Source organism: Peristeroidobacter agariperforans, assembly GCF_004138335.1.
Lineage (GTDB): Bacteria > Pseudomonadota > Gammaproteobacteria > Steroidobacterales > Steroidobacteraceae > Steroidobacter > Steroidobacter agariperforans.
On the sequence record NZ_RYFW01000002.1, the window covers coordinates 1,338,468 to 1,365,109 of the forward strand.

Consider the following 26,642-nt stretch of genomic DNA (forward strand, 5'->3'; position numbering starts at 1 on the left):
TTGTTTAAATGAGCAAACTGATCAGGAAGACATATCAGGTCGCGGCACTGTTGCTCGCTCCCTGGCTGCTCGCGCGGGCGGAGCCGATCGTTTCATTCGACTGGTTCGAATACACGGGCAAGGACGCGGTATTCGACGCGCCGCTGCCGAAAGGCAGCTATCGCAACCCGATTCTGGCCGGCTTTTATCCCGATCCCAGCGTCACTCGCGCCGGCGACAAGTTCTATCTGGTGAACTCGACGTTCGCCTATTTCCCTGGCATTCCGGTGTTCGAAAGCAGCGACCTGGTGCACTGGCGCCTGCTCGGGCACGTACTCGACCGACCGTCGCAGCTGCGCTTCGATGGCCTGGATATCTCGCGCGGCGTGTTTGCGCCCGCGATTCATCATCACAACGGCGTGTTCTATGTCCTGAACACGTTGGTGGACAGCGGCGGCAATTTCATCAGCACCGCGAAGAACCCGGCCGGCCCCTGGTCGGACCCGGTGTGGTTGCCGGAAATCGACGGCATCGATCCCTCGTTGTTCGTCGACGCAGATGGCAAAGCGTACGTGTTGAACAACGGCGCCCCCGATGAGAAGCCGAGATACGAAGGTCATCGCGCCATCTGGATGCAGGAGCTCGACTTGCAGCGGATGAAACTGGTCGGTCCGCGGCGGGTGCTGTTGAACGGCGGCGTCGATATTTCCAAGCAGCCCATCTGGATCGAGGGGCCGCACGTGTTCAAGAGAGGCGGGTGGTATTACCTGCTGTGCGCGGAGGGCGGCACTGGGCCCAATCACTCCGAAGTGATCCTGCGCTCGAAGTCGGTGTGGGGGCCTTATCAGCCCTACGAGAACAATCCGATACTGACGCAGCGGGAGCTGTCGAAGGATCGCGCGAATCCGATTACAAATGCGGGTCATGCCGACCTGGTGGAAGCACCGGATGGAACGTGGTGGGCGACCTTTCTGGGCTCACGGCCCTACGACGGGGTGAACTATCACACCGGTCGTGAAACCTATTTGCTGCCCGTGACGTGGAAGAACGATTGGCCCGTGATCCTGGAAGCCGGCAAAGCCATTCCTTACGTCGCGCCGGCGCCAAAGTTGTCCAATGACAGTCGCGATGTCGTGCCGCTTACCGGTAACTTCACCTGGCGCGATGAGTTCAATCGGCGTGAGCTGAATTCGGCATGGCTGCAGATCCGTGCGCCGAAGCAGCAATGGTTTGATCTCGCGGCCGCGCCTGGTCGGCTCAGCATCACGGCCACCGCCGAACGTCTGGATGGCGCCAGCAATCCCGCCTATCTGGGGCGGCGCCAGCAACATATCGCCTTTGATGCGAGCACCTCGCTGCAGCTGCCGAAGGAACCCGGTGTTGCGGCGGGTCTCGCGGCAATTCAAAACGGACAGCACTGGTACTTCTTCGGGGCGCGTCGCTCGGGCGAGACGGTGCAGGTCTTTCTGGAAAAGAAGAGCGGGGCGACAGTGAAACAAGTCGCGACCGCCACGCTGAAGCCGGCTGCCGACGCCCAGATCAAGTTGAAGATTTCGGGTAAAGGCCGCGACTATTCGTTTTACTACGACGCCGCCGGCTGGCAACCGCTGCTGGAGAACGACGATGGCTCCATCCTGAGCACCGAAGTTGCGGGAGGTTTCGTCGGCGCGACCGTCGGTCCGCACGCCCGCGTGGAGCACTAAGAGCGACACGCGCTGGTTGCGGCAGTCCGCAATGAGCGGTCCGGAACCTTGGCCTGCTCGATCGATTATTCAGGGGTCATGCCTGAAGGTCCGTCGCTGATCATCCTGCGCGAGCAGACGCAGATATTCGCAGGCAAGCGAGTGCTCGCCGCCGAAGGCAACTCGAAAATCGACAAGTCGCGCGTCGTGGGCCAGCGCATCGTGGCGTTGCGCACCTGGGGCAAACATTTCCTGATCGAGTTCCCCGAGTTCACGGTCCGCATTCATCTATTGATGTTCGGCCGTTATTGCATCAACGAGCGCAAGCCGGACAAGCCCATTCGCTTCGGCCTGCGCTTCGCTCGCGGTCAGGAGCTGAATTTCTACGCGTGCTCGGTCCGCTATCTCGAAGGCAGTCTCGACGCCACCTACGACTGGAGCGGCGATGTGATGTCCGATGCATGGAACGCCGCGGCCGCTCGCAAGAAGCTGCGCGCCATGCCGGACACATTGGTCTGTGACGCGCTGCTGGATCAGAACGTGTTCGCCGGTGTCGGCAATATCATCAAGAACGAAGTGCTCTATCGGATCCGCGTGCACCCGTGCTCGAAGGTCGGTGCGCTGCCGGCGGCCAAGCTGCGCCAGCTGGTGGAGGAGGCGAGGACCTACAGTTTTCAGTTCCTGGAGTGGAAACGCGCGTTCGTGCTGAGAAAGCACTGGCTGGTCCACAACAAAGGCGTCTGTCCGCGCTGTGAGATCAAGCTCCAGCGCGCCTACCTGGGCACGACCGACCGGCGCACTTTCTATTGCGAGCGATGTCAGATCCGCTATTCGCCGCCACCGGTGCGTCGTGCCCGGGTCGCCACCGGCAAACGCGCCCGAGCCGCAAGTCCCGCCTATAAATAGGTACGTGTTACTATCGCGCCCCCCGGGCCGCATCGCGCGCCGGCAAGTCGTTCGGAATCAATCGTTTAGGGACATTTACTGCCCGTCACATGCTGCAAACCATCCGCGACAAGATCACCGGCTGGGTCGCCGGTCTGTTCCTCGGCGCCATTGGCGTGGTGTTCGTGTTCTGGGGTATCGATTTCCAGTCCTCGGCCGCCGCGTTCGCGGCCAAGGTGGATGGCGAGCGTATCCCGGTCGAGACGGTCCGCCAGGCCTGGCAGCGCCGCCAGTCTCAATTGCAGCAGATGCTGCGAAACGAGCTGCCGCCGGAAATGGCCAAGGCCCAGCAGCAGGCCATCCTCGACCAGTACATCCAGCAGACGCTGCTGACTCAGCGCGCCACCGAGCTTGGCTACAAGGTGAGCGACGAGGAGCTGGCCCGGCGCATCATGGAAATTCCCGACTTCCAGGTCGACGGCAAGTTCTCGGCGGATCGCTACAACGGCCTGCTCCGGCAGAACGGCCTCACCGAAGCTCGTTTCGAGTCGCAGATGCAGGGTGACTTGTTGCTCGAGCAGTTGCAGCGGGGCGTGGTCGACTCGGCGTTCGCGTTGCCTCATGAGCTGGAGCGCCGTTTCGAGCTGGAGAAGCAGCAGCGCGAGGTCGACTACGTGCTGATCGCGGCGAACGACTTCCTGCCCTCGGTGACAGTGACCGACGAGCAGATTCAGAAATACTACGAAGCCAACAGCAAAGATTTCCTGCTGCCCGAGACGGTGGATCTGCAGTACATCCAGCTCACCCGCGAGCAGGCGGAGGCCAAGGTCGATGTCAGCGAGCAGGCGTTGAAAGACTATTTCGAGCAGGTGAAGGAGCGCTTCACCTCTGCCGAGCAGCGCAAGGGCCGGCACATTCTGATCACTGCGACCGACGGTCTGGATGACGCGGCTGCCCAGAAGAAGGCGCAGGAGCTGACGGACAAAGCCAAGGCCGGCGCCGATTTCGCGCAGCTCGCCAAGGAAAACTCCAAGGATCCGGGCTCGGCCGTGCAGGGCGGCGATCTGGGCTGGGCGCAGCGGGGCATGTTCGTCGGCCCGTTCGAAGACGCCTTGTTCAGCATGCAGTCCGGCGAGATCCGCGGTCCGGTGAAGACCCAGTTCGGCTATCACGTGCTGAAGCTGGAGGACATTCAAGCCGGCCACCAGAAGACGTTCGACGAGGCCCGCGCCGACATCGAAGCCGAGTACCGCAAGGACAAGGCGCAGACGGGCTTCTACGATGAATCGCAAAAGATGGCCGACGCCGCGTTCGCCGCGCTGACCGAGCTCGACACGGTGGCGAAGTCGATGAACCTGCAGGTGCACGAGGTCAAGGGCTTCACGCGTGAAGGCGGCGGTGAGTTCGGCGCCGACCAGGGCGTGATCGATGCAGCGTTCAGCGAAGATGTGCTCGAGCGCCGGCAGAACAGCCCGCTGGTCGCCGTTGGCGATGACAAGGCGGTGATCTTGCGCGTCACCGGTCACACGCCGGCAGAACCGCGTCCGCTGGCGGAAGTCCGAGGGCAGATCGAATCGCGACTTCGTGCGCAGGCTGCTCGCGACGCCGCGGCGGCGAAGGGCGCGGATGCTGTGGCTCGTTTGCAGAAGGGCGAGAGCTGGGAGTCGCTCAACGCTTTGGGAATGAAGCCGGTGGGCCGGCGCTTCGTCACTCGCGACGACTCGATCGCGCCGCCCGCGGTGTTGCGCTCGGCGTTCCAGGCGTCGAAGTCCGAGATTTCCGAAGCGAAGCCGTACGTGGCCGGCGTAACGACGGACGATGGCAACTACGCAGTGCTGGCCGTCACGCAGATTCGCAGCGGCGAAGCGGGCAGCGAACCTGAGCAGCAACGTACTGCGCGTCGTCGTCAGGCCGAGGTGCGTAGTGGCAATGAGGAGCTGACGGCGTACGTCGAAGAAGCGCAGCGCAACGCCGATATCGTGCGCAACGACAAGGTCTTCGAATAACGCCAGTCGCGTTATTTCAAGGGGCAAAAAAACGCCGCGGTCTTCGTCAGAAGCCGCGGCGTTTTTCATTGGGATCGATCAATCGCCTTCGGGGAACGACATGCCGACGGTGTTGAAGCCCCCGTCGACATAGATGATCTCGCCGGTGATGCCGGCCGAGAGATCGGACGCGAGGAACGCAGCGGTGTTGCCGACGTCTTCAACCGTGACGTTACGGCGCAGCGGCGCGATCGACGCGACATGGCTCAGCATCTTGCGGAAGCCGCCGATGCCGGCGGCCGCCAGCGTCTTGATGGGTCCCGCAGAAATGCCGTTGACGCGAATGCCCTTGGGGCCGAGGTCCGCGGCGAGGAAACGCACGCCAGCTTCCAAGCTCGCCTTCGCCAGGCCCATCACGTTGTAGCTCGGCAGCGAACGCACTGCGCCAAGGTAGGTGAGGGTGAGGATGGAGCCCGCACGGCCCTCGAGCATCGGCTCGGCGGCTTTGATGACGGCGGTCAGGCTGTAGCTGGAGATGTCGTGCGCGATGCGGAAATTTTCGCGGGTCGTCGATTCGACGAAGCCGCCGCGAATCGCATCGGAAGGCGCGAACGCCACGGCGTGGACGATGATGTCGAGCTTGTCCCAGCTCTTCTTGAGCGTCTCGAAACCGGCGGCGATGCTGTCGTCGCTGGCCACGTCCATTTCGAACACGGCCGCCGCGCCGAACTCCTTGCCCATGCCTTCGACGCGATCCTTGAAGCGCTCCTGATAGCTGAACGCCAGTTCCGCGCCTTCACGCTTCATCGCCTGCGCGATGCCGTAGGCGATGGAACGCTCGGTCGCCAGTCCGATGATGAGGGCGCGCTTGCCTGCGAGAAATGCCATTTGGAGCTCCAGTGAACGAACTGGAGCGCAGTTTAACGGATAGCGGTTGGCGGTTGGCGGTTGGTGAAGACGAGGAGCCGAGCCTCTTAACTAACCGCCAACCGCCAACCGCTTCTTCTCAGATTCCGGCGCGGCGACGGTCGTCGATGTACATCACCAGGCGTTGGCCGGGCTTGATCACGCTGCGCTTCGTCAGGTTGTTCCAGCCGAGCAGGTCGGCGAGTCGGACGCGGAACTTGGTCGCGATGGTCGACATGGTATCGCCGCGGCGGACCACGTAAGTGGTCGAGCGTGCGACGGTGCTGCTGTCGGTGGCGGCGAGCCGGGCGGTGCCCGGAATCGACAGCACCTGACCGATGGACAATGTGTCGTCGCTATCCAGACCGTTGCTGTTGGCCAGGCGGTTCATGCTCACGCCGTGAGTCTTGGCGATGCTCCACAGCGTGTCGCCACGACGCACGACGTGCTTGTCCGAAGGCGCCCGGCTGCGGGCCGGCGTTTCTTCCTCGTACGCGGCGAGCTGAGCTTCGCTCGGCAACTGCACGCCCTTCGGCGCCGCCGCGATCAATAGTTCCTGACCCGGATGAATCATGCTGCCGCGAATCTTGTTCGCGTTCTTGATCGCCGCGACCGAGATGCCGTACTTGTCGGCGATCTCGCCAAGCGTGTCGCCGCGACGTACGCGGTGATACACGACGCGCACGCGCTCGGACGGCGGCAGGGCAGCGATGCCTTCCTTGAAGCGATCGTTACGATCGACGGGCACCAGGATGTGGTGCGGGCCATCCGGATCGGTGATCCAGTGGTTGAACGCCGGGTTCAGCGCCAGGATTTCTTCTTTCGACAGATCGGCAAGCTCGGCGGCGACGTGCAGATCGAGCTGGCCGCCAACGTCGACTTTGACGAAGTACGGCGCGTTTGCAATGGGCGCGAACGCCAGGCCGTGGCTGGTCGGGTCGCCAACGATGCGGCGCATGGCGAGCAGCTTCGGCACATAGGCCCGGGTCTCGCGCGGCAGCTTCAGGCTGAAATAGTCGGTGGGTTTGCCGGCGCGGGCATTCTTCGCCACTTCGCGAGCGACACGCGCTTCACCGCAGTTGTATGCAGCGACGGCGAGCAGCCAGTCGCCTTCGAACTCGTCGTGCAGGAACTGCAGGTAGTCCAGTGCCGCGTTGGTGGACGCGATCACGTCGCGGCGACCGTCGTAGTACCAGTTCTGTTTCAGGCCGTAGCGACGGCCGGTCTCGGCGATGAATTGCCACAGACCCGAAGCGCGAGCGCGCGAATAGGCAACGGGATTGAAGGCGCTCTCGACCACCGGCAGCAAGGCCAGCTCGAGCGGCATGTTGCGGGCTTCCAGCTCGCCGACGATGTAGTGCAGGTAGCGCTCGCCGCGCTTGAAGGTGCGGTCCAGGTAATCGGGATGCTTGACGAACCAGCGCAGCTCCAGCTCGACGGACGGATGATCGATGTCGCTGAGCGTGTAGCCCTTGCGGATGCGCTCGAACAGGTCGCCGCCTTCGGGCAGCCCCGCGCCGTCCTGGCCCAGCTCGCGCACCAGGCGCGGACCGGTCTGGTCGAGCGCTTCGATGGCTTCCTCGATCTGCTCGGGGCCGGAGACGCCGATGGCCGCTTCATCGAGCTTGGTGATCGAGGGATCCAGCTCCACGAATTCGACGGCATCTTCGTCGTCTGCTTCGTTGTCGGCATTCGAGCCGAGGTGGCTGCAGCCAGCCGTCAGGACCACGAGGGTCGTCGCGAGAATTGCTGGCAGCGCGGTTGCTGGTCGCCACTGAAACATCTGATCCCTCCACCTGCCTTGCCCTTATCGAATTCGTGAAGGCAGGCGCAAAACAAAAAATGGTCGGCCCTTGAAACTCGGCGTAGGCCGAGCCGGCGGGCGACTCCCATCACACTCCGGTGCCCGTGCACCTTGCTAGAAAACTGCCGTGCCCAGTCCGGGACACTAGCGAAAACTGTCCTTCCACTGCCGGATGACAGCGAATACTTCAGGTTGACTAGGTAACCTGCGACCGGCATAGGCTTCAGCGGCCTGTTTCACAGTCTTATCGTCACATCGCAGAAAAGGGTTCACATTCCTCTCCTGCCTGATGTCCGATGGAATCGTCGCCTCATCCCGAGCCCGTAATTCCCGGCAACGCGCCAGGTAGCTGGCCGCGGTCTGGTTGTCCGGCTCCACCGCCTGACCGAATTTCAAGTTGCTGAGCGTGTACTCGTGGGCGCAGTACACCAAAGTTTCGGCAGGCAGGGCCGCAAGCTTGGACAGCGAATGGTGCATTTGTTCCGCCGTGCCCTCGAACAGCCGGCCGCAGCCAGCGCTGAACAGGGTGTCGCCGCAGAACACGGCGCCGTGACCCACGTACGCGATGTGACCTGCGGTATGCCCAGGGACGTCTAGCACTTCGAATGCCAGTCCGAGCTCAGGGAAGAGGGCGTGATCGCCTTCACGCAATCGCTGCGGATTGCCTGGAATGGTTTCGCTCGCCGGTCCGTAGATCGGAATGCCGCGGCGGTTTTGCAGCAGCTCGTCCACACCCCCGACGTGGTCGCCGTGGTGGTGCGTGATCAAGAGTCCTGCGAGCGTGAGATTGCGGGAGGCGAGGGCGCGTTCGACCGGCTTGGCGTCGCCCGGATCGACGGCAACGACGCGCGCGGCGTCGCGTGGCGAGTGAATCAGCCAGATGTAATTGTCAGCAAATGCCCGAACCGGGGTCACTTGTAGCATCGTTGTGGACCGACCCCAGAAGCACCGAACCTGGGGGTATTTAACATCCCATGTCGCTGAGCGGCAAGCATTAATCAAGCGTAAAAGCGTCGCAATTCGGGATCGGTTCCATCGGCACTCCCTGTCGGCGCCGAACTGGCGGCTCGAGCGCCGAACCCGTAGCCACTCCGATCCGTTATCCTTGCGTTATGCCCGAACCCACCGCCCTCGATTTGCACGCCTGGCTGCGCTCACCGCTTGGTCAGCGCGTCTATGCGCTCGAGCGCAAGCTCGCGGGCGAGGCGCTCGCGCAGGTGTTCGGTTGGCAACTGCTGCAGATCGGACAGTGGGGCGACGACGACGGTTTGATGTCCGAGGCGCGCACTCAGCGCAAATCGGTGCTGGCGTGGCATGGCGCACGCTCGCCGGGCGCATCGGCCATTCGCTCTCGCACTGACGCGCTCGCGATCCAATCCGATTCGGTCGATGCCGTTTTGTTGCCGCACACGCTGGAGTACGAGCCCGAGCCGCACGAGATCGTGCGCGAGGTCGGGCGCATCCTGTCTGCGGAAGGTCATTTGATCGTGTTCGGCTTCCGGCCGTTTTCCAGTTGGGGCCTGCGGCACTGGTTCGCGAAGAGCGGCTTCCCGCCCGGCACGGAGCGGCTGATCGGCGAAGGTCGGCTGCGTGACTGGCTCAAGCTGCTCGGCTTCGAGGTCGTCGATTCGCGGCGTTACCTTTTCAGTCTGCCGTTCAGCGCGAGCTCGCCTTCGTCGCAACGCTTTTTCGAGCGCAGCGGCAATTATCTCTGGCCGATGTTTGCCGGCGGCTATCTGATCAAGGCTCGCAAACGCGTGTACACCTTGACGCCGATTCGTCCGCGCTGGCGCCTGCGTCCCAAAGTGGTCGGCGGCCTCATCGAGCCGAGCACGCCGCGCAACGCGAATCGCATGTGATTCACTACCAATCAATAAATGGCCGCAGTCGAGATCTACACCGACGGTGCCTGCCGCGGCAATCCGGGGCCCGGCGGATGGGGCGCGATCCTGCGCTCGGGCGAGCATGAGAAAGAGCTCAAGGGCGCCGAGGCGCTCACCACCAACAATCGCATGGAGCTGACCGCGGCGATCCAGGCGCTCGCGGCGTTGAAGCGCGGCTGCGATGTGGTGCTGTACACCGACTCGCAGTACGTGCGCAAAGGCATCCTCGAATGGATGCCGCAATGGAAGCTGCGCGACTGGCGTACAGCCGACAAGAAGCCGGTCAAGAATGTGGATCTGTGGCAGGCGCTGGAGCGCGAGATCGCGCGGCACAAGATCGAATGGCATTGGGTGAAGGGCCACGCCGGCGTGCCTGGCAACGAGCGCGCCGATCAACTGGCGAACGAAGCGATCGACGAAATGCAGGCGCGCCTGCCGGTCGGCTGATCCCGCATCACTCCAGGTCAGCAAGCGCGCGGGCATGCGCTATCATGCGCGCCAGCTTGCGATCATCACCGGGCTTTCCCATGGATTTCATCGATCTCAAAACCCAGTACCGCCGCGTGCAGGACTCAGTCAATGCGCGCATTCGCACGGTGCTGGAGCATGGCCAGTACATCCTCGGCGCGGAGACCGTCGAGCTGGAGAACAAGCTCGCCGAATATGTCGGTGCGAAACATTGCATCGGCGCCTCGAGCGGCACGGACACGTTGCTGATCGCGCTGATGGCGTACGGCATCGGGCCGGGCGATGAAGTCATTACATCGCCGTTCACGTTCATCGCGACCGGCGAGATGATCGCGCTGGCCGGCGCCAAGCCGGTGTACGTCGACATCGACGCGCGCACTTACAACATCGAGCCGCAGCTGATCGAAGCAGCGATTACGCCGAACACCAAGGCCATCATGCCGGTGTCGCTGTATGGCCAGTGCGCCGACATGGACGCGATCAACGCGATCGCTCGCAAGCATGGCATTCCGGTCATCGAAGATGCCGCGCAGAGCTTCGGCGCAACCTACAAGGGCAAGCGCTCCTGCGCCGTGTCCGAAGTCGGTTCGACCTCGTTCTTTCCTTCCAAGCCGCTGGGCGCCTATGGCGATGGCGGCGCGCTGTTCACTGACGATGACAATCTGGCCAAGCTGATGCGCGAGATTCGCGTGCACGGCCAGGACCGCCGCTATCATCATCCGCGATTGGGCATCAACGGTCGTCTGGATACGCTGCAGGCCGCGGTGTTGCTGGCGAAGATGGAGATCTTCCCGGATGAGGTCGAAGCTCGTATCAAGATCGGCGCCCGTTACTCGCAGCTGATCAATGAAGTGTTCGCGAAAGAGAGCGATCCGGCTCGCAAGGCCGTCACGCCGTACATCGCTCCGGACTGCACGAGCGTGTATGCGCAGTACACCGTCGAAGTGGCCGATCGCGCCAAGGTGGAGCAGGGCATGAAGGCCCGCGGCGTACCGACAGCCGTGCATTATCCGGTGCCGCTGCACTTGCAGCCCGTGTTCGCGAACCTCGGCCAAGGCGTGGGAACGTTCCCGGTCTCCGAAGCCGTCGGTAACCGCGTCATCAGCTTGCCCATGCACCCGTATCTGACCGAAGCCCAACAAGCTCAGGTCGTCGCTGCCCTCAAGGAATCGGTGCTGGGCTGACGACCGATGCGTCAAATCATCCTCGATACCGAAACCACCGGCCTCGAGCCCGAACAGGGCCATCGCATCATCGAGATCGGCTGCGTCGAGATGGTGAACCGGCGCAAGTCCGGTCGCACCTTCCATCGCTATCTGCGGCCGGATCGCGAAGTGGACCGCGGCGCCATCCAAGTGCACGGCCTTACGAACGAATTCCTGGCGCAGCAACCGCGCTTCGCCGATGTCGTCGAGGAGCTGATCGAGTTCATCAGCGGCGCCGAGCTGATCATCCACAACGCGGCGTTCGACCTGGCCTTCCTCGATGCTGAGCTGAAGCGCCTGCCGGGACCGCTGCGGCAGACGCGCAATATCTGCAAAGTCATCGACACGTTGCCGCTCGCGCGCCAGATGCACCCGGGCCAGCGCAACAGCCTGGACGCGCTGTGCAAACGCTACGACATCGACAACTCGCATCGCGAGCTGCACGGCGCGTTGCTCGACGCGCAGATTCTGCTCGAAGTCTATCTGGCGATGACCGGCGGCCAGACGGCGCTGATCCTGGGCGAGGACACTGCCGCCAACAAGGACGTCGCATTCGAACCGGTGGCTGTCGTCATGCGCCCGCGCGGCGTGCTGAAGATTCTGCGGGCGAGCGAGGATGAACTGGTCGCCCACGAGCGCATGCTGGCCGCGATCGACAAGAGCAGCGGCGGCAAGACGATATTCAAACAACTGGTGCTGCCGTCGATGACTCCCGAGCCGGCGCCGATGGCGGCACAAGCAGCACTCGCCTGATCCGCGGGTCCATGCTGCACGCGTTTCGCAATCTGTTTCTCGGACATGCGCCGCGCTGGTACAAGCTGACCATCCTCGCTTTTCTGGCGATCAATCCGCTGGTGTTGCTCCTGGGCGGCACGCAGGGCGCGACGATCGCGGCCTGGTGCATCGTGCTGCAGTTCATTTTCACGCTGGCGATGGCGCTGAAGTGCTATCCATTGCAGCCCGGCGGCCTGCTGGCCCTGGAAGCGGTGCTGCTGGGGCTCACTCATCCTGACTCGGTGTATCAGCACACAGTCACCGCGTTCCCCATTCTCCTGCTGCTGATCTTCATGGTCGCCGGCATTTTCTTTTTGAAAGAAATGCTGGTGTTCTGTTTTACCAAGCTGTTGCTAAAGGTGCGCTCGAATCTGTTTCTGGCGTTCCTGTTCTGCGGCGTGTCCGCGGTGCTCGCGGCGTTTCTCGATGCGCTTACCGTGCTGGCGGTCATCATCACTGTCGCGATGGGTTTCTACGAGGTTTACCACAAGGTCGCGTCGGGCAAAGCTCATCACGATCCGCACGACAGCGCCGTCGATGAGCACGTCGGCGAGTTGCACCGTTCGGATCTCGATGCGTTTCGCGCGGTGCTGCGTGGCTTGCTGATGCACGCGGGCGCCGGCACTGTGATCGGCGGCGTGATGACTCCGGTGGGACAGCCGCAAAACGTGCTCATCGCCGAGCAGGCCGGTTGGAGTTTTGCGGAGTTCTTTTGGCAGGTCGCGCCGGTGACGCTGCCGGTGTTCGGCGTCGGCATCGTGACGTGCCTCGTGGTCGAGCGCTTGCAATGGTTCGGTTACGGCGCGTGCTTGCCGGACGCGGTCCGCAACGTCCTCGAAGCTTACGATCGGCAGCAGCAGGCGCAGCGCACGCAACGCGATGTCGCCATCATCGTGGTGCAGGCCATCACCGCCTTGATTCTGGTGTTCGCACTGGCGTTGCAGCTCGCCGAAGTGGGCTTGATCGGTCTGCTGGTGATCGTGCTGGCGACGGCGTTCACCGGCGTCACCGAAGAGCACCGCCTCGGCAAAGCATTCGAGGCGGCGCTGCCGTTTACGGCGCTGATCGTGGTGTTCTTCGTCATCGTGGCGCAGATCCACGATCAGCACCTGTTCGAGCCAGTGGTCGGCTGGGCCTTGCAGGAGAGCGGGCCGGCGCGGGCGGCGATCTTCTATCTGGCGAGCGGCCTGCTGTCCTCGGTCAGCGACAACGTTTTCGTCGCCACGATCTACATCACGGAAGTGAAGGCCGCACTGCTGGAAGGCGCGATCACGGCCCCCGAGTTCGGCCGGCTCGCCGTCGCCATCAACACCGGCACCAATATTCCCAGCATCGCCACCCCGAACGGCCAGGCGGCGCTGCTGTTTCTGCTGACCTCGGCGGTTGCGCCGCTGATCCGCCTGTCGTACGGAAGAATGGTCTGGATGGCGTTGCCATACACCATCACCTTGACGTTGAGCGGTCTCTGGGCCGTCCTCTACCTGCTTTGACAAGCCAGCCGACACTGGCCGGGCGCGCTGTCCTTTAGAGCTATGTCTCTGTTTCGAAGCCGCTTCTGTGGCATCCTTGCGCCCTTTGCGATAACCCTCGGCTATCAACCCGGACAGTTATGTCTCAATTCAGTCTGCGTGAATGCAAGCTCGGCGTGATCGGTCTCGGCTATGTCGGATTGCCGCTGGCGGTGGAGTTCGGCAAGTCCTTCCACACGGTTGGCTTCGATATCAAGGCGCCTCGCGTCGCCGAGCTGAAGAAGGGCAAGGACAGCACCCTCGAAGTGGAGCCCGCGGAGCTCAAGGCTGCCAAGCGCCTCACTTATACGACCAATTTGAAAGATCTGCGCCCGTGCCAGGTTTACATCGTCACCGTGCCGACGCCGATCGACAGCTACAAGCGGCCGGACCTGACGCCGATCGAGCGCGCCAGCGAGCTGATCGGTCAGGTCCTGAAAAAGGGCGACATCGTGGTGTTCGAGTCCACCGTGTATCCGGGCTGCACCGAAGAAGTCGCAGTGCCCATCCTGGAGCGCCTCTCGGGCTTGACCTTCAACAAGGATTTCTTCGCCGGCTACAGCCCCGAGCGCATCAATCCCGGTGACAAGCAGCACCGCCTGACCACGATCAAGAAAATCACTTCCGGCTCGACGCCCGAAGTGGCGCAGTTCGTCGATGACCTGTACGGCAGCATCATCAAAGCCGGCACCCACAAGGCGTCGAGCATTCGCGTCGCCGAAGCGGCCAAGGTGATCGAGAACACGCAGCGCGACGTGAACATCGCGCTGATCAACGAGCTGGCGCTGATCTTCAACCGCCTCGGCATCGACACCGAGGAAGTGCTCGAAGCGGCCGGCACCAAGTGGAACTTCCTGCCGTTCCGTCCGGGCCTGGTCGGCGGCCATTGCATCGGCGTCGATCCGTATTACCTGACGCACAAGGCGCAGGAGATCGGCTATCACCCCGAGATGATCCTGGCCGGCCGTCGCATCAACGACAACATGGCGATCTACGTCGCCGAGCGCATCGCACAGCTGATGATCAAGAAGCGCATCCATGTGAACGGCTCGCGCATCCTGGTGATGGGTTTGACGTTCAAGGAAAACTGCCCGGACCTGCGTAATTCCAAGGTCGCCGACGTGGTGTCCGAGCTGAAGAAGTTCGGCGCCAAGGTCGATGTGTTCGATCCTTGGATCGACGCCGCGGAATGCGAGCACGAGTATGGCATCAAGCCGATTCGCAAGCCGGCGGTGGGCAAGTACGACGCCCTCGTGATGGCGGTGGCGCACAAGCAGTTCCGCGACATGGGGATCGACGAGATCCGCACGTTCGCGAAGAAGCCGCACGTGCTGTACGACATCAAGTATGTGTTCGAGGCGGACGAGGTGGACGGCCGGCTCTGAAGCGGTTGGCGGTTAGCGGTTAGCGGTTGGCGGTTGGTGGGAGCAGGCCCTAGCGTGCGCCGCACGGCTCGATGCGGCCAAGCTGCGGATCAAACCGTTGAGGAGGCGACCGACTTCGGCGATCTCGTGCAGGGTCGTTGTGGCATCGCTTAGCAGTGCCAGTCTGCTCACGATCATGTACTGGGTCTCCAGTTCGGCTAGCGAGCCCCTGGAGATGTGCAGGTACTGAATGAACTCGGCGCGGCTGCGTCGGGTGGAACCTTCGGCAATGTTGCTGGGTATAGACACTGCAGCGCGCCTCAGCTGAGTAATCAGGCCAAAGCGCTCATCCCTGGGCAGTAGTCGAGTCCCAGCGTAGACTTTGCACGCGAGAGCGATCGATTTCTGCCACACAACCAGGTCTTTGTGACTGACGATCTTGTCCATGATGCCGACGAATTCTGCAGGCCTGCGCGGCGCCGTGTGCTCGAAAGAGTAGGCAATCGCCGAGATATTCATTGCCTCTTACCAACCGCCAACCGCTAACCGCCAACCGCCAACCGCCAACCGCTTTTATGAAACTCCTCCTCACCGGCGCCGCCGGTTTCATCGGTTTCCACACCTCGCAGATCCTCCTCGCGCGAGGCGATGAAGTTGTCGGTCTCGACAACCTCAATGATTACTACGATGTGTCGTTGAAAGAGGCGCGGCTCGCGCAGCTGAAGAAGTTTCCGAACTTCCGGTTCGTGAAGATGGACGTGGCGGATCGCGAGGGCATGGCGGCGCTGTTCAAGCACGAGAAGTTTCAGCGCGTGATTCATCTGGCCGCGCAGGCCGGGGTGCGCTACTCGATTCAGAAACCGCTGGCTTACATCGACAGCAACGTGGTCGGGTTCGCGAATATTCTGGAAGGCTGCCGGCACAACGCCGTCGAGCACCTGGTGTATGCGTCGACCAGCTCGGTGTACGGCGCGAACACGAAGATGCCGTTCTCGGTGCACCAGAACGTCGATCATCCACTGTCGTTCTACGCGGCCACCAAGAAGGCCAATGAGCTGATGGCGCACACCTACGCGCACTTGTATCAGCTGCCGGTGACCGGCCTGCGTTTCTTTACCGTGTACGGCCCGTGGGGCCGGCCGGACATGGCGTTGTTTCTTTTCACGAAGAACATCCTCGCGGGCAAGCCCATCGACGTTTTCAACTACGGCAACCATCGTCGCGACTTCACGTACGTCGACGATATTGCGCAGGGTGTGGTGCGGGCCATGGACCGTCCAGCGCAGCCGAACGCCGATTGGAACAGCGACGAGCCGGATCCGGCCACCAGCAAGGCGCCGTACCGGCTCTACAACATCGGCAACAACTCGCCGGTGGAGCTGATGAAGTACATCGAGTGCATCGAACAAAACCTCGGCAAGAAGGCGCAGAAGAATCTGCTGCCGCTGCAGGCGGGCGACGTGCCGGACACGTCCGCGGACGTGGACGATCTGGTGCGCGACGTGGGCTACAAGCCCGCAACGCCGGTGGAAGAGGGCGTGCGTCGCTTCATCGAGTGGTACGTCGGCTACTACGGCAAGTAAGCGCGCACGGTAGTACTCGCGCCGGGGCACAAAAGCTTCACGCTGCGCCGTCGGTAGGGTAGCCTCCGGCACCATTCCAGTGCCGACGAGCTATCCAGGAGATTATCCATGACGCCAGCGAACACGACGCCGGAGTGGCAGGCGCTCGAAGCTCACGCTGCGAGCATGCAGGGCCGGCACCTGCGCGATTTGTTCGCGAACGATCCGCAGCGTGCTGTGAGTTTCTCGCGGACCTCCGAGCTCAACCTGCTGTTCGATTTTTCGAGACAGCGCGTCGATGCCGAAACGATGCGTCTGCTGCTGGCCTTGGCGAACGCGCGCGGATTGCGTGGTCGCATCGACGCGATGTTCGGCGGCGAGAAAATCAACACCACCGAGAATCGCGCAGTGTTGCACACGGCCCTGCGCAATCGCACCGATCGTCCGGTGCTGGTCGACGGCCAGGATGTCATGCCCGAAGTGCGTGCGAGCCTGCAGAAGATGCGCAGCTTCGTCGAAGGCATTCACGGCGGCCGCATTCACGGCCACACCGGCAAGACCTTCACCGATATCGTCAACATCGGCATCGGCGGCTCCGATCTGGGCATCGTGATGGCGACCGAGGCGCTCGCCAGATACCGCAATCGGAATCTGCGTCTGCACTGCGTATCGAACATTGATGGCGTGCAGCTCGGCGACGTGCTGGAGAAAGTGGACGCCGCGCGTACGCTGTTCGTCGTTTGTTCGAAAACCTTCTCGACGTTGGAGACGCTCACCAACGCAAGGCTGGCGCGCCAGTGGATCGTCGACCGCTTGGGCGAGGGCGCCCCGGCGCGACATTTCGCCGCGGTCTCGACCAATGCCAAGGCGATGGATGCTTTCTTAATTCCGCCGCAAAACCGCTTCACGATGTGGGACTGGGTGGGCGGTCGCTATTCGGTGTGGTCGGCGGTGGGGCTGTCCGTGGCGCTGGCGCTCGGCATGGATCAATTCGAGCTCATGCTGGAAGGCGGCCACGAGATGGACGAGCACTTCCGCAACACGCCGTTCGAGGACAACCTGCCGGTGCTGATGGGCTTGCTCGGGGTCTGGAATCGTAATTTCCTCGGCTTGGATTCGCTTGCGGTGCTGCCCTATGACCAGCGGCTGCACCGCTTTCCCGCGTATCTGCAGCAGTTGGAGATGGAGTCGAACGGCAAGAGCGTGACCCTGGCCGGCACGCCGTTGCAGTACGACAGCGGCGCCGTGTTGTGGGGCGAGCCGGGCTCGAATGCCCAGCATTCGTTCTTCCAGCTGTTGCACCAGGGCACCGCCAAAGTGGCGTTGGACTTTCTGGCGCCGGTGAACGCCTCGAGCTCGTTCCAGCAACAGCAGAACCTGGCGCTGGCGAATTGTTTCGCGCAGGCGCAGGCGTTCGCGTTCGGCCAGACCGAAGCGCAGGTGCGCCAGGACCTGACGGCGAAAGGCACGAGTGAAAGTGAGATTGCGCGTTTGATCCCGCACAAGCTGCACCCGGGCAACCGGCCGAGCACGGTGATTCTGTTCCCGCGCCTCGGGCCGAAGACGCTTGGCCGGCTGATCTCGCTGTACGAGCACAAGGTGTTCACGCAGAGCGTGATCTGGGGCATCAACGCCTTCGATCAGTGGGGCGTGGAGCTGGGCAAGAAACTGGCGGATTCGCTGACGCCGGCGCTGGAAAAACCGGCCGAGGCGGCGGCGGGGGCCGAGCCGTCACTAAGGAATTTGTTGGAGCATGTCGCCCGCTGGCGCGGCTAGCGCGGCGTTGACGATGAGAGGCTGCGGTGAAAGACGTGCTTGTTTTTGGAATCACAGGCAGCAACGCAAGCTGCTCGATGTGAGTCGCTTGCGAGCGGCGGGATGGCGACCGAACATCGCTTTGCGCGACGGCGTCGTTCAGGCGTCGCTCAGCTAGCCCGACCGCCGCTGCAGTCGAAAATTCTGCCGGATTGCGGCCAGTCGCTGGGGACAGACAAGCTCCGGCGGCCTCGGTTTGCTGTGGCCCAATAAAAATCGCTTCCGCAGAACTGTCTGTGTAAACTTCCCGCCCTCGTCGCAGGGACCTCATCTATCAAAAGCGACTCTGATGCTTAGATTCAGTATTTTCAGCCCCTTTGCGCGCTCGATCGTTCTCGCCGTTCTGCTCGCATTCAGCTTTGGCCTGTCCGCGCCGGCCCAGGGGCAGTCTCCCACCGCCGACCAGATCGAAATTTTCCAGAACATGTCGCCGGAGCAGCAGCAGGCGATTCTGGAATCCATGGGGGGCGGCAATGCGTCTGCGGCCGGCGGCCTCGGCGGTGTCCGCAGCGACCGCAAGCTCACGTTTCCGCAAACTGTGCGGCCTCCGCTACGTGGCAGCGGCGATGAGGACACGGGCCAGGAAACTTCATTCGACGGCATGCCGCGTCAGCCGCGCTTCAAGGGGAACGACACGCTGTTGCTGATGCTGGAAATCCGCCAGCTCAAGCGCAAGGCGCCGGAAATCGAAGAACGCGAGCGCCGCGAGCAATTACAGCCGTCGAGGCAGCCGGCCATCCCCGGTCAGATGCCGCTGCCGCAAGCGGGCGAACAGCGTCAGCAAACACAGGAGACGGGCGCCCAGGAAGTGCTGGAGCGTTCGGTCGAGGAGTTGGATCGCCTCGAGGATTTTCGCGAGCGCGTGCTACGCCGCAATCCATACAAGCTCGACAAGTGGGGCATTCTGAACGTCCCCGAGCTCGGCCCCATTCCCCTCGGCGGCCTGACTGTCGATGAAGCCACGCAGCGTGTCTCGGCGGAGCTGAGCCTGGCCGATTACATCGTTGTGATCACGCGACTGCCGCTGAAGCCGCTGGGCGCGCAGGCGCTCAAGCCGTTCGGCTATGACTTGTTCGCCGGCATGCCGTCGACGTTCGCGCCCGCCACCGATGTGCCGGTGCCGGCCGAATACGTGGTGGGCCCTGGCGATACGCTCCAGGTCCAGCTCATCGGCAACACCAAGGGGCGCTTTGCGCTGGTAGTCACGCGCGATGGACGCATCAACTTTCCAGAGCTCGGCCCGATTCCGGTCGCAGGACGGCGCTTCGAGGAGGTCCGTGACGAGATCGAGCAGCGGGTTCGCGAGCAGATCATCGGCACGCAGGTGAGCATCGGCATGGGCGAGCTGCGCTCGATTCGCGTGTTCGTGCTGGGCGAGGCCGAAACCCCCGGCTCGTATACCGTGGGTGGGCTATCGACGATCACCAATGCGTTGTTCGTCAGCGGCGGTGTGAAGACGATCGGCTCCCTGCGCAATATTCAGCTCAAGCGCAATGGCCGGCTGGTAACGACGCTGGACCTGTACGACCTGCTGCTCAAGGGCGATACCAGCGCCGATGCCAGGCTGCTGCCGGGCGATGTGATTTTCGTGCCGCCGGTCGGCGCGACCGTCGGCCTGGGCGGCGAAGTGCGTCGACCCGCGATCTATGAACTGAAGAACGAGACCTCGGCCGGCGAGCTGGTGAGCCTGGGCGGCGGTTTGCTACCGCAGGCGGATCCGGCGCTCGCCACGCTGGAGCGCGTCAATGAGCAGCGGCAGCGGACCACGGTGGACGTGAATCTGGCTACCGGCCCGGGGCGCAATCAGAAGCTGCTGGACGGCGACGTTCTGCGTGTCCCCACCATCCGTCCGATTCTCGAAGACTCGGTCACCGTGAGCGGCCACGTGCATCGCCCGGGCGAATATCAATTCAAGCCCGGCATGCGGCTCACCGACATTTTCCCGAGCCTGGATGAGCTCGCGCCGAATGCCGACCAGCGCTACATCCTGGTGCGCCGTGAGATTCCGAGCGACCGGCACATGCGGGTGTTCTCCGCCGATCTGGAGAAGGCGTTGCAGCGGCCGGAGAGCGCGGCGAATTTCGAGCTGGCGGCGCGCGATCAGATTTTCGTGTTCGATCGTGAGTCCGGCCGCGATCGCATCATCGAGCCGCTGATGCGTGAGTTGCGCATGCAGTCGCGCATCGACGAGCCGACGCAGGAAGTCAGTGTCGCCGGCAAGGTGAAAGTGCCCGGCAAATATCCGCTCGAGCCCGGCATGCGCGTGAGCGACCTGCTGCGTGCCGGTGGCAGCCTGGACGAGGCGGCTTTCGGCGGCCAGGCTGAGCTGACGCGTTATGAAGTCTCCAGCAACGGTGCACGGCAGGCCGAACTGATCCCGATCGACCTGCGTCAGGCGTTGAACGGCGACCCGGGCGCCGACCTGGCGTTGCGGCCGTTCGATTACCTGGTGATCAAGGAGGTGCCGCTGTGGGCCGAACAGGAAGAGGTCGAGGTTCGCGGCGAAGTGCGCTTCCCGGGCCGCTATCCCATTCATCGTGGCGAGACCATGCGCTCGGTGCTGGAACGTGCCGGCGGTCTGACCGATCTGGCGTTCCCCGAGGGTGCGATCTTCACTCGTGAAGAGCTGAAGGAGCGCGAGCGCAAGCAGCTCGCGACGCTCGCGACACGCATGGAATCCGACCTGGCGCAGGCATCGCTGATGGCGGCGCAGGAAACGGGCAAGGACGCCAGTCAGGCGTTGGCCGTGGGCAAGTCACTGCTCGCCAACCTGCGCGATGCGAAGCCCGTCGGTCGGCTGGTCATCGATCTGGATCGAGCCAGCCGCGCCCGGGCCGGCACGGAGCAGGACATCGTGCTCAAGGGCGGCGACCGGCTGCTGGTGCCCAGAGTCGTGCAGGAAGTGACGGTCATCGGTGAAGTGCAGAGCGCCACGTCGCACCTGTTCCGCAAAGATCTGGATCGTGACGACTACATCGCGATGAGCGGTGGCCTGACCCCGCGCGCCGACGACGATCACATCTATGTCGTGCGTGCCGACGGTAGCGTGGTGACGCGTTCCGGCAGTGCCTGGTTCAATGGCGGCGATGTCGACATCAAGACCGGTGACACCATCGTCGCGCCTCTCGACACCGAGCGCATGCGACCGTTGCCGTTCTGGATCGCTGTCACCACGATCATTTACAACCTGTCGATTGCGGCAGCGGCGGTCAACTCGTTCTAAAGCGAGCACCGCCGGTGAGCGCGGTTCGCATGGTATTTACGGCTATATGAGTTTTCATCTTCACGATCTGCTGCGTGAAACGGTGAGCGGCGAGAGCAGCCGTCAGATGACGGTGCCCTCGCTGCTGCAGTTGACGCGGCAACATGTGACGCCGCGAACCGTGGTGGATTTCGGTTGCGGCGCCATCACCGGCGAGCGCGAGCTGGCCGAGGTGTTTCCACAGGCGACGTATGTCGGCGTGGATGTAGCGCAATCGCCGGAAGTCGAGCGGGGCGGGCAACCCTTGCCGTCGCGCTTCGTCGTCTATGACGGTTCGCGTCTGCCGTTTCGCTCCGACAGCGCGCAGCTGGTCTTCTCGCGCCAGGTGTTGGAGCACGTGCCGCAGCCCGAGCTCGCCTTGAGCGAGATTCATCGCGTGCTGGAGCCGGGCGGCCTGTTTGTCGGCTCCACCTCGCACCTGGAAGCGTTTCATTCCTACAGCTACTGGAATTTCACGCCTTACGGCATGGTGCAGCTGGGCCGTCGTTTCCAGCTGGAGCCGATGCTGATCGCGCCTGGCATCGATGCCGGCGCGCTGCTGTGGCGGCGCTTTCGGGCGTCGGGACGCAATTGGATGGCGCACGAGTCGCCCGGTAATCGTCTGATCGGCAGGATCGCTCGCTGGAAGCGTTGGGACGAACGCTTCACGAACTGCGTCAAGCTGCAGTTCTGCGGGCATTTCTTCTTCGTGTTCCGTAAGCCGTGAGCGGCGTATCTGGCCTGGAGTGAATTGCAGCATGCAACCTTCGGAAGTCGCCCAACCCGTGCATGAGCGGACGCTCGATGTGTTCGCGCTGGTTCGCTTGTTGTTGCGGCACTGGATCCTGGTCGGCGCCTGCGTGCTGGTCGGCGGCGTCGTCGCTGTGACGTTCGCAGTGCTCGCCGAGCCTCGCTATCGCAGCGAAGCGGTACTCAGCGTGCGCCAGGAAGATATGACCGAATCGGCGCTGGCCGGAATCGTCGGGCAGTTCGGCGGATTGGCTCAGATGGCGGGGATGGCGTTGGGCAAGGGGGCGACGGCGGATCAAGCGGTCGCGGTGTTGCAGTCGTGGAGTCTGGCGCAGGACTTCATCGAGCAGCACGGCATGCTGGAACCGCTTACCGCCGATGCTCGCACCATGCTTGCCGACGTGTTGGGACTGCCGAAGAAAAACCTTTCCATTCAACGCGCCGTCAAACATTTCCGCAAAAAGATCCTGTCGGTGCGCCGGGACAAGCAAACCGGTCTGATCACGGTCTCGGTGGTCTGGACGGATCCGGTGCAGGCAGAACAGTGGGTGAACGACTTCATTCACATGGGCGACAGCATGATGCGCGCCCGCGCTCAGCAGGATGCCGAGCGCAGTCTTGCTCTGCTCAAGGACGAGTTGGCGAAGAATCAGGAAGTGGCGATTCGTGCGGCGGTGGCCGGCCTGGTCGAGGCCGAAATGAAGCGCAAGGTGTTTGCTCAGGCTCGCAACGAGTTTGCGTTGCAGGTATTGGACAGGGCGCATGCATCCGATCCGCGCGATAGCGTCTATCCGCGACGCGCTTGGGTGCTGCTCGCAGGCCTGGTCGCTGGTGGCCTGCTTGCACTGCTCATCATCTTCGTGCGCGAGCGCCCGGGACGCGGCGCCGCCAGCAGTACATGAGTAGTGGAAGCTCACCGGCTATCGTGAGCACCGAGGGCGCGCCAACGGGGGACAAGAGTTTTTCTCGAGTGTTCGCCCATGGCGTGGCATGGAATCTGATCGGTTTCGTGCTGCCGCTGCCCATCGGGTTGATCGCCTTTCCGTTGCTGGCCGGTCAGCTCAACGAGTTCCGTTTCGGCTTGCTCACCGCGGTGTGGGCCATCACCGGTTACTTTGCGATGTTCGATTTCGGCGTGGCGCGAGCGTTGACGCGCGAGCTGTCGATGGCCGATGGCGCCACCGATCCGCAACATGCGAGAGCGCTGACCCATACCGCGACCAGCATCGCGCTTGGACTCGGTTGTCTGGGCGCCTTGCTGCTGTGTGCGCTGTCGCCGTTGCTTGCCAATGTCATGGGCGCCGATGGACCGGCGGCTCGTAACGAGATCATCTGGACATTGATCCTCACTTCGGCGCTGTTGCCGTTGCTGCTGCTGATCACGATCGTGCAAGGCGTGCTTGAAGCCATGCAGCGCTTTCGCGATCTGGCCATCATGCGCATTCCGCTGACCACGGCTACTTACGTGGCGCCGTTGGCGATGCTGCCGTTCGATCCGAGCGTGCCAGGCATAGTCATGGCGCTGGTCGTGGCGAGACTGGCCATTCTGGTCATCTTCTGGGGGCGGGCCAGGCGTATGAATCTGCCGCGCATCGGCTTGCGAGCATTCACGTCGAGCGCCGCTCGCAGGCTGCTGGTGCAGGGCGGATGGATGACGGTCACGAACTTCGTCAGTCCCATCCTCACTTATCTGGATCGATGGCTGGTGGTCGCGCTCGCTTCGGTCGCGGCGCTCGGCTATTACAGCGTGCCGGTGGAGCTCGGTCAGCGGTTACTGGTCACGGCGGCCGCGATCGCCGGCGTGATGTTTCCTGTGTTCGCCAAGGCCGGTGGCTATTCCGAGCAGGCATTGGCCGGCTATCGACAGTCCGCCGCCGCGTCGCTCATGTCGATCGTGCCGGTCGCGTTGGTCGTCGGCATGTGGGCGGGCGAATTCTTCGAGCTGTGGATGGGGGCGACGTTCGCTCGAGAGAGTGCGCACACGCTGCAGATCATCATGTTGGGCATCTTGTTCAATTCGGTCGCGCGTATTCCCTTCACATTGTTGCAAGCGGCGGGCAAGGCGCACGTCACCGCTGCGATTCACGTATTCGAGTTGCCGTTCTTTGTCGCGCTCGCGTGGGCATTGATCAGTTCATATGGCGTGGTCGGGGCCGCCGCCGCATGGACGCTACGAGTCGGCGCCGACCTGGTGCTCATGCTCGTGGCCGTGGGCTGGCTGTCGCACGACCTCGCACGAGCGGGCGCTCGTATCGGCATCGTTACAGTGCTGGCGGCGGCTTGTTACTGGCTCGGCATCTCCTTGGATGCCACGCTGGCGCGAGTCGCGGCGCTGGCGATTGGAACGACCCTGACCGCCGGCGCCATGTGGTTTTATCTTCTGAGCACCTCTGATCGAGCCATGATTTTGCGCCTGATTCCCTGGCGTCGCGGGGCTGCGCTGCGATGAATGACAATGGTTCTGCGCCGCTGGTTGCGGTGATCATTCTCAATTGGAACAACGCGACCGACACGATCGCCTGTCTCGAGTCGCTGCGCGCGTCCACGCATCGGAATTTCCTGCCCATCGTGGTCGACAACAATTCCACGGACGATTCGCTGTCACGATTGCGCGAGTGGCGTAGCTCTTCGCCGCCGCTCGCGCCGCGTCGCGACGGGGACGCCAGCGATTACGAGTGGACCGAGCGCGATGGTTTGCGGCCCAAAGCGCAACGGCTCGGCCACGAGCATTCTTTCATCCTGCTCGAGAACGAACAGAATCTGGGGTTCGCGGCCGGCTGCAATGTAGGCGTTCGCCTCGCCCTGACGCTGAATGCCGAATTCCTCTGGCTACTCAACAACGATACCGAGGTCGACAGCCATTGCCTGGAGCATCAGCTGCGGTTGATGCACGCGGAGCGCAAGATCGAGTGCCTGGTGCCGGTGATTCTGGTGCATGGCTCCGGCGGCAAGGTCTGGAACTGCGGCGGTCGTTTGTTACCGGGCGGCTTGCGGCGCTATCTGTTCACCGATGCCGCACGGGAGAGTCTGCCGCGCACGGGCTATCAGCGCGTATCGTTCGTTACCGGCTGCTCGCTGTTGCTGCGACGCTCGACCGTAGTGAACGTCGGAATGTTGTGCGAAGACTTCTTTTTCGGCGAGGAGGATTTGGAGTTCTCCATGCGTCTGAAACGTCTGCGCAAGACGGCCGCGTGCTGTTTCGACGCCATCCTGTGGCATCGGGTCAGCAGCACCTTTGCGGGTCCGGCGCTGAACTCCAAGCTGCTGGGACGGGTGTATCTCTATTATCTGAATCGCTTCGTCCATTATCGTCGCTATCTGCCCGATCCACTGTGGCTGCTGTGGCGGGCCATTTACAACGTCTATGTCGTGACCTTGCTAGTGCGCCGTTACACTCGCTCGCCTGCCACGGTGCGCAATGTCATCTCCAGATTGAACCGCGAGTCGAGCCGGTTGCGCTCGGTGTCGCGTGAGACGTTCTTCGAAGCCACCCGTCATGACTTCACGGTCGCCGAGCACGGGCGTACCGAAGGCGGCGCGTGATCGATCACATCGCCAGTTTCGTGTTCGCCATCGCGTTTCTGGTCGTGGTGTGGCTGGTTGCGCGCTGGGATTCGAACCGATGGCGTTGTCGATTGACGCCATTTGGGGTCGCGGCGATCCCGTTCGGGATTTTGTCGGCTCTTGCGGTGCCATTCGCGTCGCCGCTCGGCTTCGTCGAGATGAATCCCGCCATCCTGCTGGTGTGGGGCGCGGGGCTGGCGAGCTTCGTCGCGGCAAGCCTGTTGGTGCGCAAATTCGCGCCGATCGATGCCGCTGCGCCGTTCACCTATCTGGATGCCAGCCATCTGGATGCAGCTGCGCCATTGGCACGCGTCATTGCAACGATCGCGGCGGCGGTCGCAAGCGTGAAGCTCTATAGCCTGCTGGGTGATTTCGGAGCCATTGCGCAACTCGCCGACGAGGAGTTTCAGGCCGAGTTCGGCGGCGGCATTGCGGGCCACGTGCAAGCATTGGCATACCCGGCGGTAGCCGTGCTGGTTGCGCGAGGGCGCCGCGCGCAACGGCTGGATCTGATCTTCATTTCGCTCGGCATGCTGGGCGCGCTTCTGTATCAGGTGAAGTACACCGTTTTCATCCCGGTTGCCGCCGGCGTCATCCTGGCCGTCCAGCTCGGCAACATCAACCTTTCATTGCGCAACCTGAGCCTGTGGGCGCTGGCCGGTGTGGCGGGATTCATGGCGGTGTATATGCTCGGGTTCGCAGCACTGGACCCGGAGTCCTTGAGCAACGTTGAGATCTATGTGTCTTTGCTGCGCCATCTGGTTGGCTATCTGCTGTCGGGAATACTTTCGTTCTCCGAGATCCTGCGCGGCGGTGCGCAGCAGTTTTTCGGCTCGGAAGACATCGTCCTGTTGCCATTCCACAATCTCGCCGCGGCCATGTTCGGTGGTCAGATCGTTGGCAACGAGGAAGCGATCAAGATTACCGTGCTCATTTCCGATGAAGGCACGCGGGAAAACGTCTTCACCTTGTTCGGTTCGCTGTATTTGAATCTCGGCCTGGCGGGCATGCTGGTTTATAGTTTCGTGCTTGCCGTGCTCGCCTATTCTCTCCTGGGATACGCGCGCCGCTTCAGCAGTGCGTGGTTCGCCTGCGCGCCAGCGCTGATGCTCGCTTTCTTCGCCTTCGGCTGGTTTCATTCCTTCTTTTATCTGCTCACGCCGGTGGAAGTGATGATCGCCGCCTTGCTGCTCGGGTGGCTGAGCGGCATTCGCATCGCGCGCAATCCAGGCGTCGCGCCTGTCGGGTCATGATTTGATGGACATTG

21 protein-coding genes and 1 pseudogene are annotated in these 26,642 nt (G+C 62.8%); 18 read left to right on the forward strand and 4 right to left on the reverse strand.

Going from position 1 to position 26,642, the window contains the following annotated elements; translation table 11 throughout:
• Nucleotides 1-8 precede the first annotated feature (8 nt).
• The 3 genes from EK373_RS19665 (at nucleotide 9) to EK373_RS19675 (ending at nucleotide 4,552) form a co-directional block, all read left to right on the forward strand.
• Nucleotides 9-1,682 (forward strand): glycoside hydrolase family 43 protein, encoded by a 1,674-nt coding sequence (locus EK373_RS19665; RefSeq protein ID WP_129645402.1) that lies wholly within the window; start codon nucleotides 9-11, stop codon nucleotides 1,680-1,682.
• A gap of 78 nt (nucleotides 1,683-1,760) precedes the next feature.
• Complete coding sequence (locus EK373_RS19670; RefSeq protein WP_129645403.1) at nucleotides 1,761-2,567, forward strand: DNA-formamidopyrimidine glycosylase family protein; 807 nt, start codon at nucleotides 1,761-1,763, stop codon at nucleotides 2,565-2,567.
• Nucleotides 2,568-2,656: 89 nt separating this feature from the next.
• Nucleotides 2,657-4,552 (forward strand): SurA N-terminal domain-containing protein, encoded by a 1,896-nt coding sequence (locus tag EK373_RS19675; protein WP_129645404.1) that lies wholly within the window; start codon nucleotides 2,657-2,659, stop codon nucleotides 4,550-4,552.
• Nucleotides 4,553-4,630: 78 nt separating this feature from the next.
• Here the strand turns inward: EK373_RS19675 and EK373_RS19680 are convergent, their stop codons facing one another.
• The 3 genes from EK373_RS19680 to gloB all read right to left on the reverse strand — a co-directional run bounded on the left by EK373_RS19680 (nucleotide 4,631) and on the right by gloB (nucleotide 8,165).
• Nucleotides 4,631-5,419 (reverse strand): enoyl-ACP reductase FabI, encoded by a 789-nt coding sequence (locus tag EK373_RS19680; protein ID WP_129645405.1) that lies wholly within the window; start codon nucleotides 5,417-5,419, stop codon nucleotides 4,631-4,633.
• Between the two features lie 118 nt (nucleotides 5,420-5,537).
• Nucleotides 5,538-7,220: a LysM peptidoglycan-binding domain-containing protein gene (locus EK373_RS19685; protein ID WP_129645406.1), complete on the reverse strand. Its 1,683-nt coding sequence runs from the start codon at nucleotides 7,218-7,220 to the stop codon at nucleotides 5,538-5,540.
• Nucleotides 7,221-7,385: 165 nt separating this feature from the next.
• Entirely contained in the window at nucleotides 7,386-8,165 is a 780-nt protein-coding gene (gene gloB, locus EK373_RS19690) for a hydroxyacylglutathione hydrolase (protein WP_129645407.1), read from the reverse strand.
• Nucleotides 8,166-8,353: 188 nt separating this feature from the next.
• Between gloB and EK373_RS19695 the strand changes: the two genes are divergently transcribed.
• The 6 genes from EK373_RS19695 (at nucleotide 8,354) to tviB (ending at nucleotide 14,464) form a co-directional block, all read left to right on the forward strand.
• Nucleotides 8,354-9,100 carry a class I SAM-dependent methyltransferase gene (locus tag EK373_RS19695; RefSeq protein ID WP_129645408.1) on the forward strand — a complete coding sequence of 249 codons (747 nt, stop codon included), beginning with the start codon at nucleotides 8,354-8,356 and terminating at the stop codon, nucleotides 9,098-9,100.
• Nucleotides 9,101-9,118: 18 nt separating this feature from the next.
• A complete protein-coding gene (gene rnhA, locus EK373_RS19700) occupies nucleotides 9,119-9,571 on the forward strand; it encodes a ribonuclease HI (RefSeq protein WP_129645409.1) in 453 nt (150 codons plus the stop codon).
• Between the two features lie 80 nt (nucleotides 9,572-9,651).
• Nucleotides 9,652-10,776 carry a DegT/DnrJ/EryC1/StrS family aminotransferase gene (locus tag EK373_RS19705; RefSeq protein WP_129645410.1) on the forward strand — a complete coding sequence of 375 codons (1,125 nt, stop codon included), beginning with the start codon at nucleotides 9,652-9,654 and terminating at the stop codon, nucleotides 10,774-10,776.
• A 6-nt stretch (nucleotides 10,777-10,782) separates the two neighbouring features.
• Complete coding sequence (gene dnaQ, locus EK373_RS19710; RefSeq protein ID WP_129645411.1) at nucleotides 10,783-11,550, forward strand: DNA polymerase III subunit epsilon; 768 nt, start codon at nucleotides 10,783-10,785, stop codon at nucleotides 11,548-11,550.
• Nucleotides 11,551-11,561: 11 nt separating this feature from the next.
• On the forward strand, nucleotides 11,562-13,061 hold the full coding sequence (nhaB, locus tag EK373_RS19715; protein WP_129645412.1) for a sodium/proton antiporter NhaB: 1,500 nt from the start codon (nucleotides 11,562-11,564) through the stop codon (nucleotides 13,059-13,061).
• A gap of 119 nt (nucleotides 13,062-13,180) precedes the next feature.
• Nucleotides 13,181-14,464, forward strand: a complete 1,284-nt coding sequence (gene tviB, locus EK373_RS19720) for a Vi polysaccharide biosynthesis UDP-N-acetylglucosamine C-6 dehydrogenase TviB (RefSeq protein WP_129645413.1) — start codon at nucleotides 13,181-13,183, stop codon at nucleotides 14,462-14,464.
• 12 nt (nucleotides 14,465-14,476) lie between these two features.
• On the opposite strand, the gene EK373_RS19725 is transcribed toward tviB, so the two are convergent.
• Nucleotides 14,477-14,962, reverse strand: a complete 486-nt coding sequence (locus tag EK373_RS19725) for a four helix bundle protein (RefSeq protein WP_232831161.1) — start codon at nucleotides 14,960-14,962, stop codon at nucleotides 14,477-14,479.
• Between the two features lie 56 nt (nucleotides 14,963-15,018).
• Between EK373_RS19725 and EK373_RS19730 the strand changes: the two genes are divergently transcribed.
• From EK373_RS19730 to EK373_RS19765, 9 genes and pseudogenes are all read left to right on the forward strand, one after another.
• The gene (locus tag EK373_RS19730; RefSeq protein WP_129645414.1) at nucleotides 15,019-16,026 is read left to right on the forward strand and encodes an NAD-dependent epimerase; all 1,008 of its coding nucleotides are present in this window, start codon (nucleotides 15,019-15,021) and stop codon (nucleotides 16,024-16,026) included.
• A 108-nt stretch (nucleotides 16,027-16,134) separates the two neighbouring features.
• The gene (gene pgi / locus EK373_RS19735; RefSeq protein ID WP_129645415.1) at nucleotides 16,135-17,781 is read left to right on the forward strand and encodes a glucose-6-phosphate isomerase; all 1,647 of its coding nucleotides are present in this window, start codon (nucleotides 16,135-16,137) and stop codon (nucleotides 17,779-17,781) included.
• 64 nt (nucleotides 17,782-17,845) lie between these two features.
• Nucleotides 17,846-17,938, forward strand: a pseudogene (locus EK373_RS34305) (hypothetical protein); the annotation flags it as partial.
• A gap of 171 nt (nucleotides 17,939-18,109) precedes the next feature.
• Nucleotides 18,110-21,043 carry an SLBB domain-containing protein gene (locus EK373_RS19740; RefSeq protein ID WP_129645416.1) on the forward strand — a complete coding sequence of 978 codons (2,934 nt, stop codon included), beginning with the start codon at nucleotides 18,110-18,112 and terminating at the stop codon, nucleotides 21,041-21,043.
• 46 nt (nucleotides 21,044-21,089) lie between these two features.
• Nucleotides 21,090-21,788, forward strand: coding sequence for a class I SAM-dependent methyltransferase (locus EK373_RS19745; RefSeq protein WP_157994441.1), 699 nt, complete (start codon nucleotides 21,090-21,092; stop codon nucleotides 21,786-21,788).
• A 31-nt stretch (nucleotides 21,789-21,819) separates the two neighbouring features.
• Nucleotides 21,820-22,713, forward strand: a complete 894-nt coding sequence (locus EK373_RS19750) for a Wzz/FepE/Etk N-terminal domain-containing protein (protein ID WP_129645418.1) — start codon at nucleotides 21,820-21,822, stop codon at nucleotides 22,711-22,713.
• Nucleotides 22,710-24,260, forward strand: a complete 1,551-nt coding sequence (locus EK373_RS19755; protein WP_129645419.1) for a flippase — start codon at nucleotides 22,710-22,712, stop codon at nucleotides 24,258-24,260. Before EK373_RS19750 ends, EK373_RS19755 begins: the two co-directional genes overlap by 4 nt.
• A complete protein-coding gene (locus EK373_RS19760) occupies nucleotides 24,257-25,354 on the forward strand; it encodes a glycosyltransferase family 2 protein (protein WP_129645420.1) in 1,098 nt (365 codons plus the stop codon). The genes EK373_RS19755 and EK373_RS19760 overlap by 4 nt, the downstream gene beginning before the upstream one ends.
• The gene (locus tag EK373_RS19765) at nucleotides 25,351-26,628 is read left to right on the forward strand and encodes a DUF6337 family protein (RefSeq protein ID WP_129645421.1); all 1,278 of its coding nucleotides are present in this window, start codon (nucleotides 25,351-25,353) and stop codon (nucleotides 26,626-26,628) included. Before EK373_RS19760 ends, EK373_RS19765 begins: the two co-directional genes overlap by 4 nt.
• Nucleotides 26,629-26,642: the final 14 nt, after the last annotated feature.

Bases quoted from the DNA above. Each gene is read 5' to 3' on its own strand.
- EK373_RS19665 (WP_129645402.1), top strand. From the start codon at position 9: ATGAGCAAACTGATCAGGAAGACATATCAGGTCGCGGCACTGTTGCTC.
- EK373_RS19670 (WP_129645403.1), top strand. From the start codon at position 1,761: ATGCCTGAAGGTCCGTCGCTGATCATCCTGCGCGAGCAGACGCAGATA.
- EK373_RS19675 (WP_129645404.1), top strand. From the start codon at position 2,657: ATGCTGCAAACCATCCGCGACAAGATCACCGGCTGGGTCGCCGGTCTG.
- EK373_RS19680 (WP_129645405.1), bottom strand. From the start codon at position 5,419: ATGGCATTTCTCGCAGGCAAGCGCGCCCTCATCATCGGACTGGCGACC.
- EK373_RS19685 (WP_129645406.1), bottom strand. From the start codon at position 7,220: ATGTTTCAGTGGCGACCAGCAACCGCGCTGCCAGCAATTCTCGCGACG.
- gloB (WP_129645407.1), bottom strand. From the start codon at position 8,165: ATGCTACAAGTGACCCCGGTTCGGGCATTTGCTGACAATTACATCTGG.
- EK373_RS19695 (WP_129645408.1), top strand. From the start codon at position 8,354: ATGCCCGAACCCACCGCCCTCGATTTGCACGCCTGGCTGCGCTCACCG.
- rnhA (WP_129645409.1), top strand. From the start codon at position 9,119: ATGGCCGCAGTCGAGATCTACACCGACGGTGCCTGCCGCGGCAATCCG.
- EK373_RS19705 (WP_129645410.1), top strand. From the start codon at position 9,652: ATGGATTTCATCGATCTCAAAACCCAGTACCGCCGCGTGCAGGACTCA.
- dnaQ (WP_129645411.1), top strand. From the start codon at position 10,783: ATGCGTCAAATCATCCTCGATACCGAAACCACCGGCCTCGAGCCCGAA.
- nhaB (WP_129645412.1), top strand. From the start codon at position 11,562: ATGCTGCACGCGTTTCGCAATCTGTTTCTCGGACATGCGCCGCGCTGG.
- tviB (WP_129645413.1), top strand. From the start codon at position 13,181: ATGTCTCAATTCAGTCTGCGTGAATGCAAGCTCGGCGTGATCGGTCTC.
- EK373_RS19725 (WP_232831161.1), bottom strand. From the start codon at position 14,962: ATGAATATCTCGGCGATTGCCTACTCTTTCGAGCACACGGCGCCGCGC.
- EK373_RS19730 (WP_129645414.1), top strand. From the start codon at position 15,019: ATGAAACTCCTCCTCACCGGCGCCGCCGGTTTCATCGGTTTCCACACC.
- pgi (WP_129645415.1), top strand. From the start codon at position 16,135: ATGACGCCAGCGAACACGACGCCGGAGTGGCAGGCGCTCGAAGCTCAC.
- EK373_RS19740 (WP_129645416.1), top strand. From the start codon at position 18,110: ATGCTTAGATTCAGTATTTTCAGCCCCTTTGCGCGCTCGATCGTTCTC.
- EK373_RS19745 (WP_157994441.1), top strand. From the start codon at position 21,090: ATGAGTTTTCATCTTCACGATCTGCTGCGTGAAACGGTGAGCGGCGAG.
- EK373_RS19750 (WP_129645418.1), top strand. From the start codon at position 21,820: ATGCAACCTTCGGAAGTCGCCCAACCCGTGCATGAGCGGACGCTCGAT.
- EK373_RS19755 (WP_129645419.1), top strand. From the start codon at position 22,710: ATGAGTAGTGGAAGCTCACCGGCTATCGTGAGCACCGAGGGCGCGCCA.
- EK373_RS19760 (WP_129645420.1), top strand. From the start codon at position 24,257: ATGAATGACAATGGTTCTGCGCCGCTGGTTGCGGTGATCATTCTCAAT.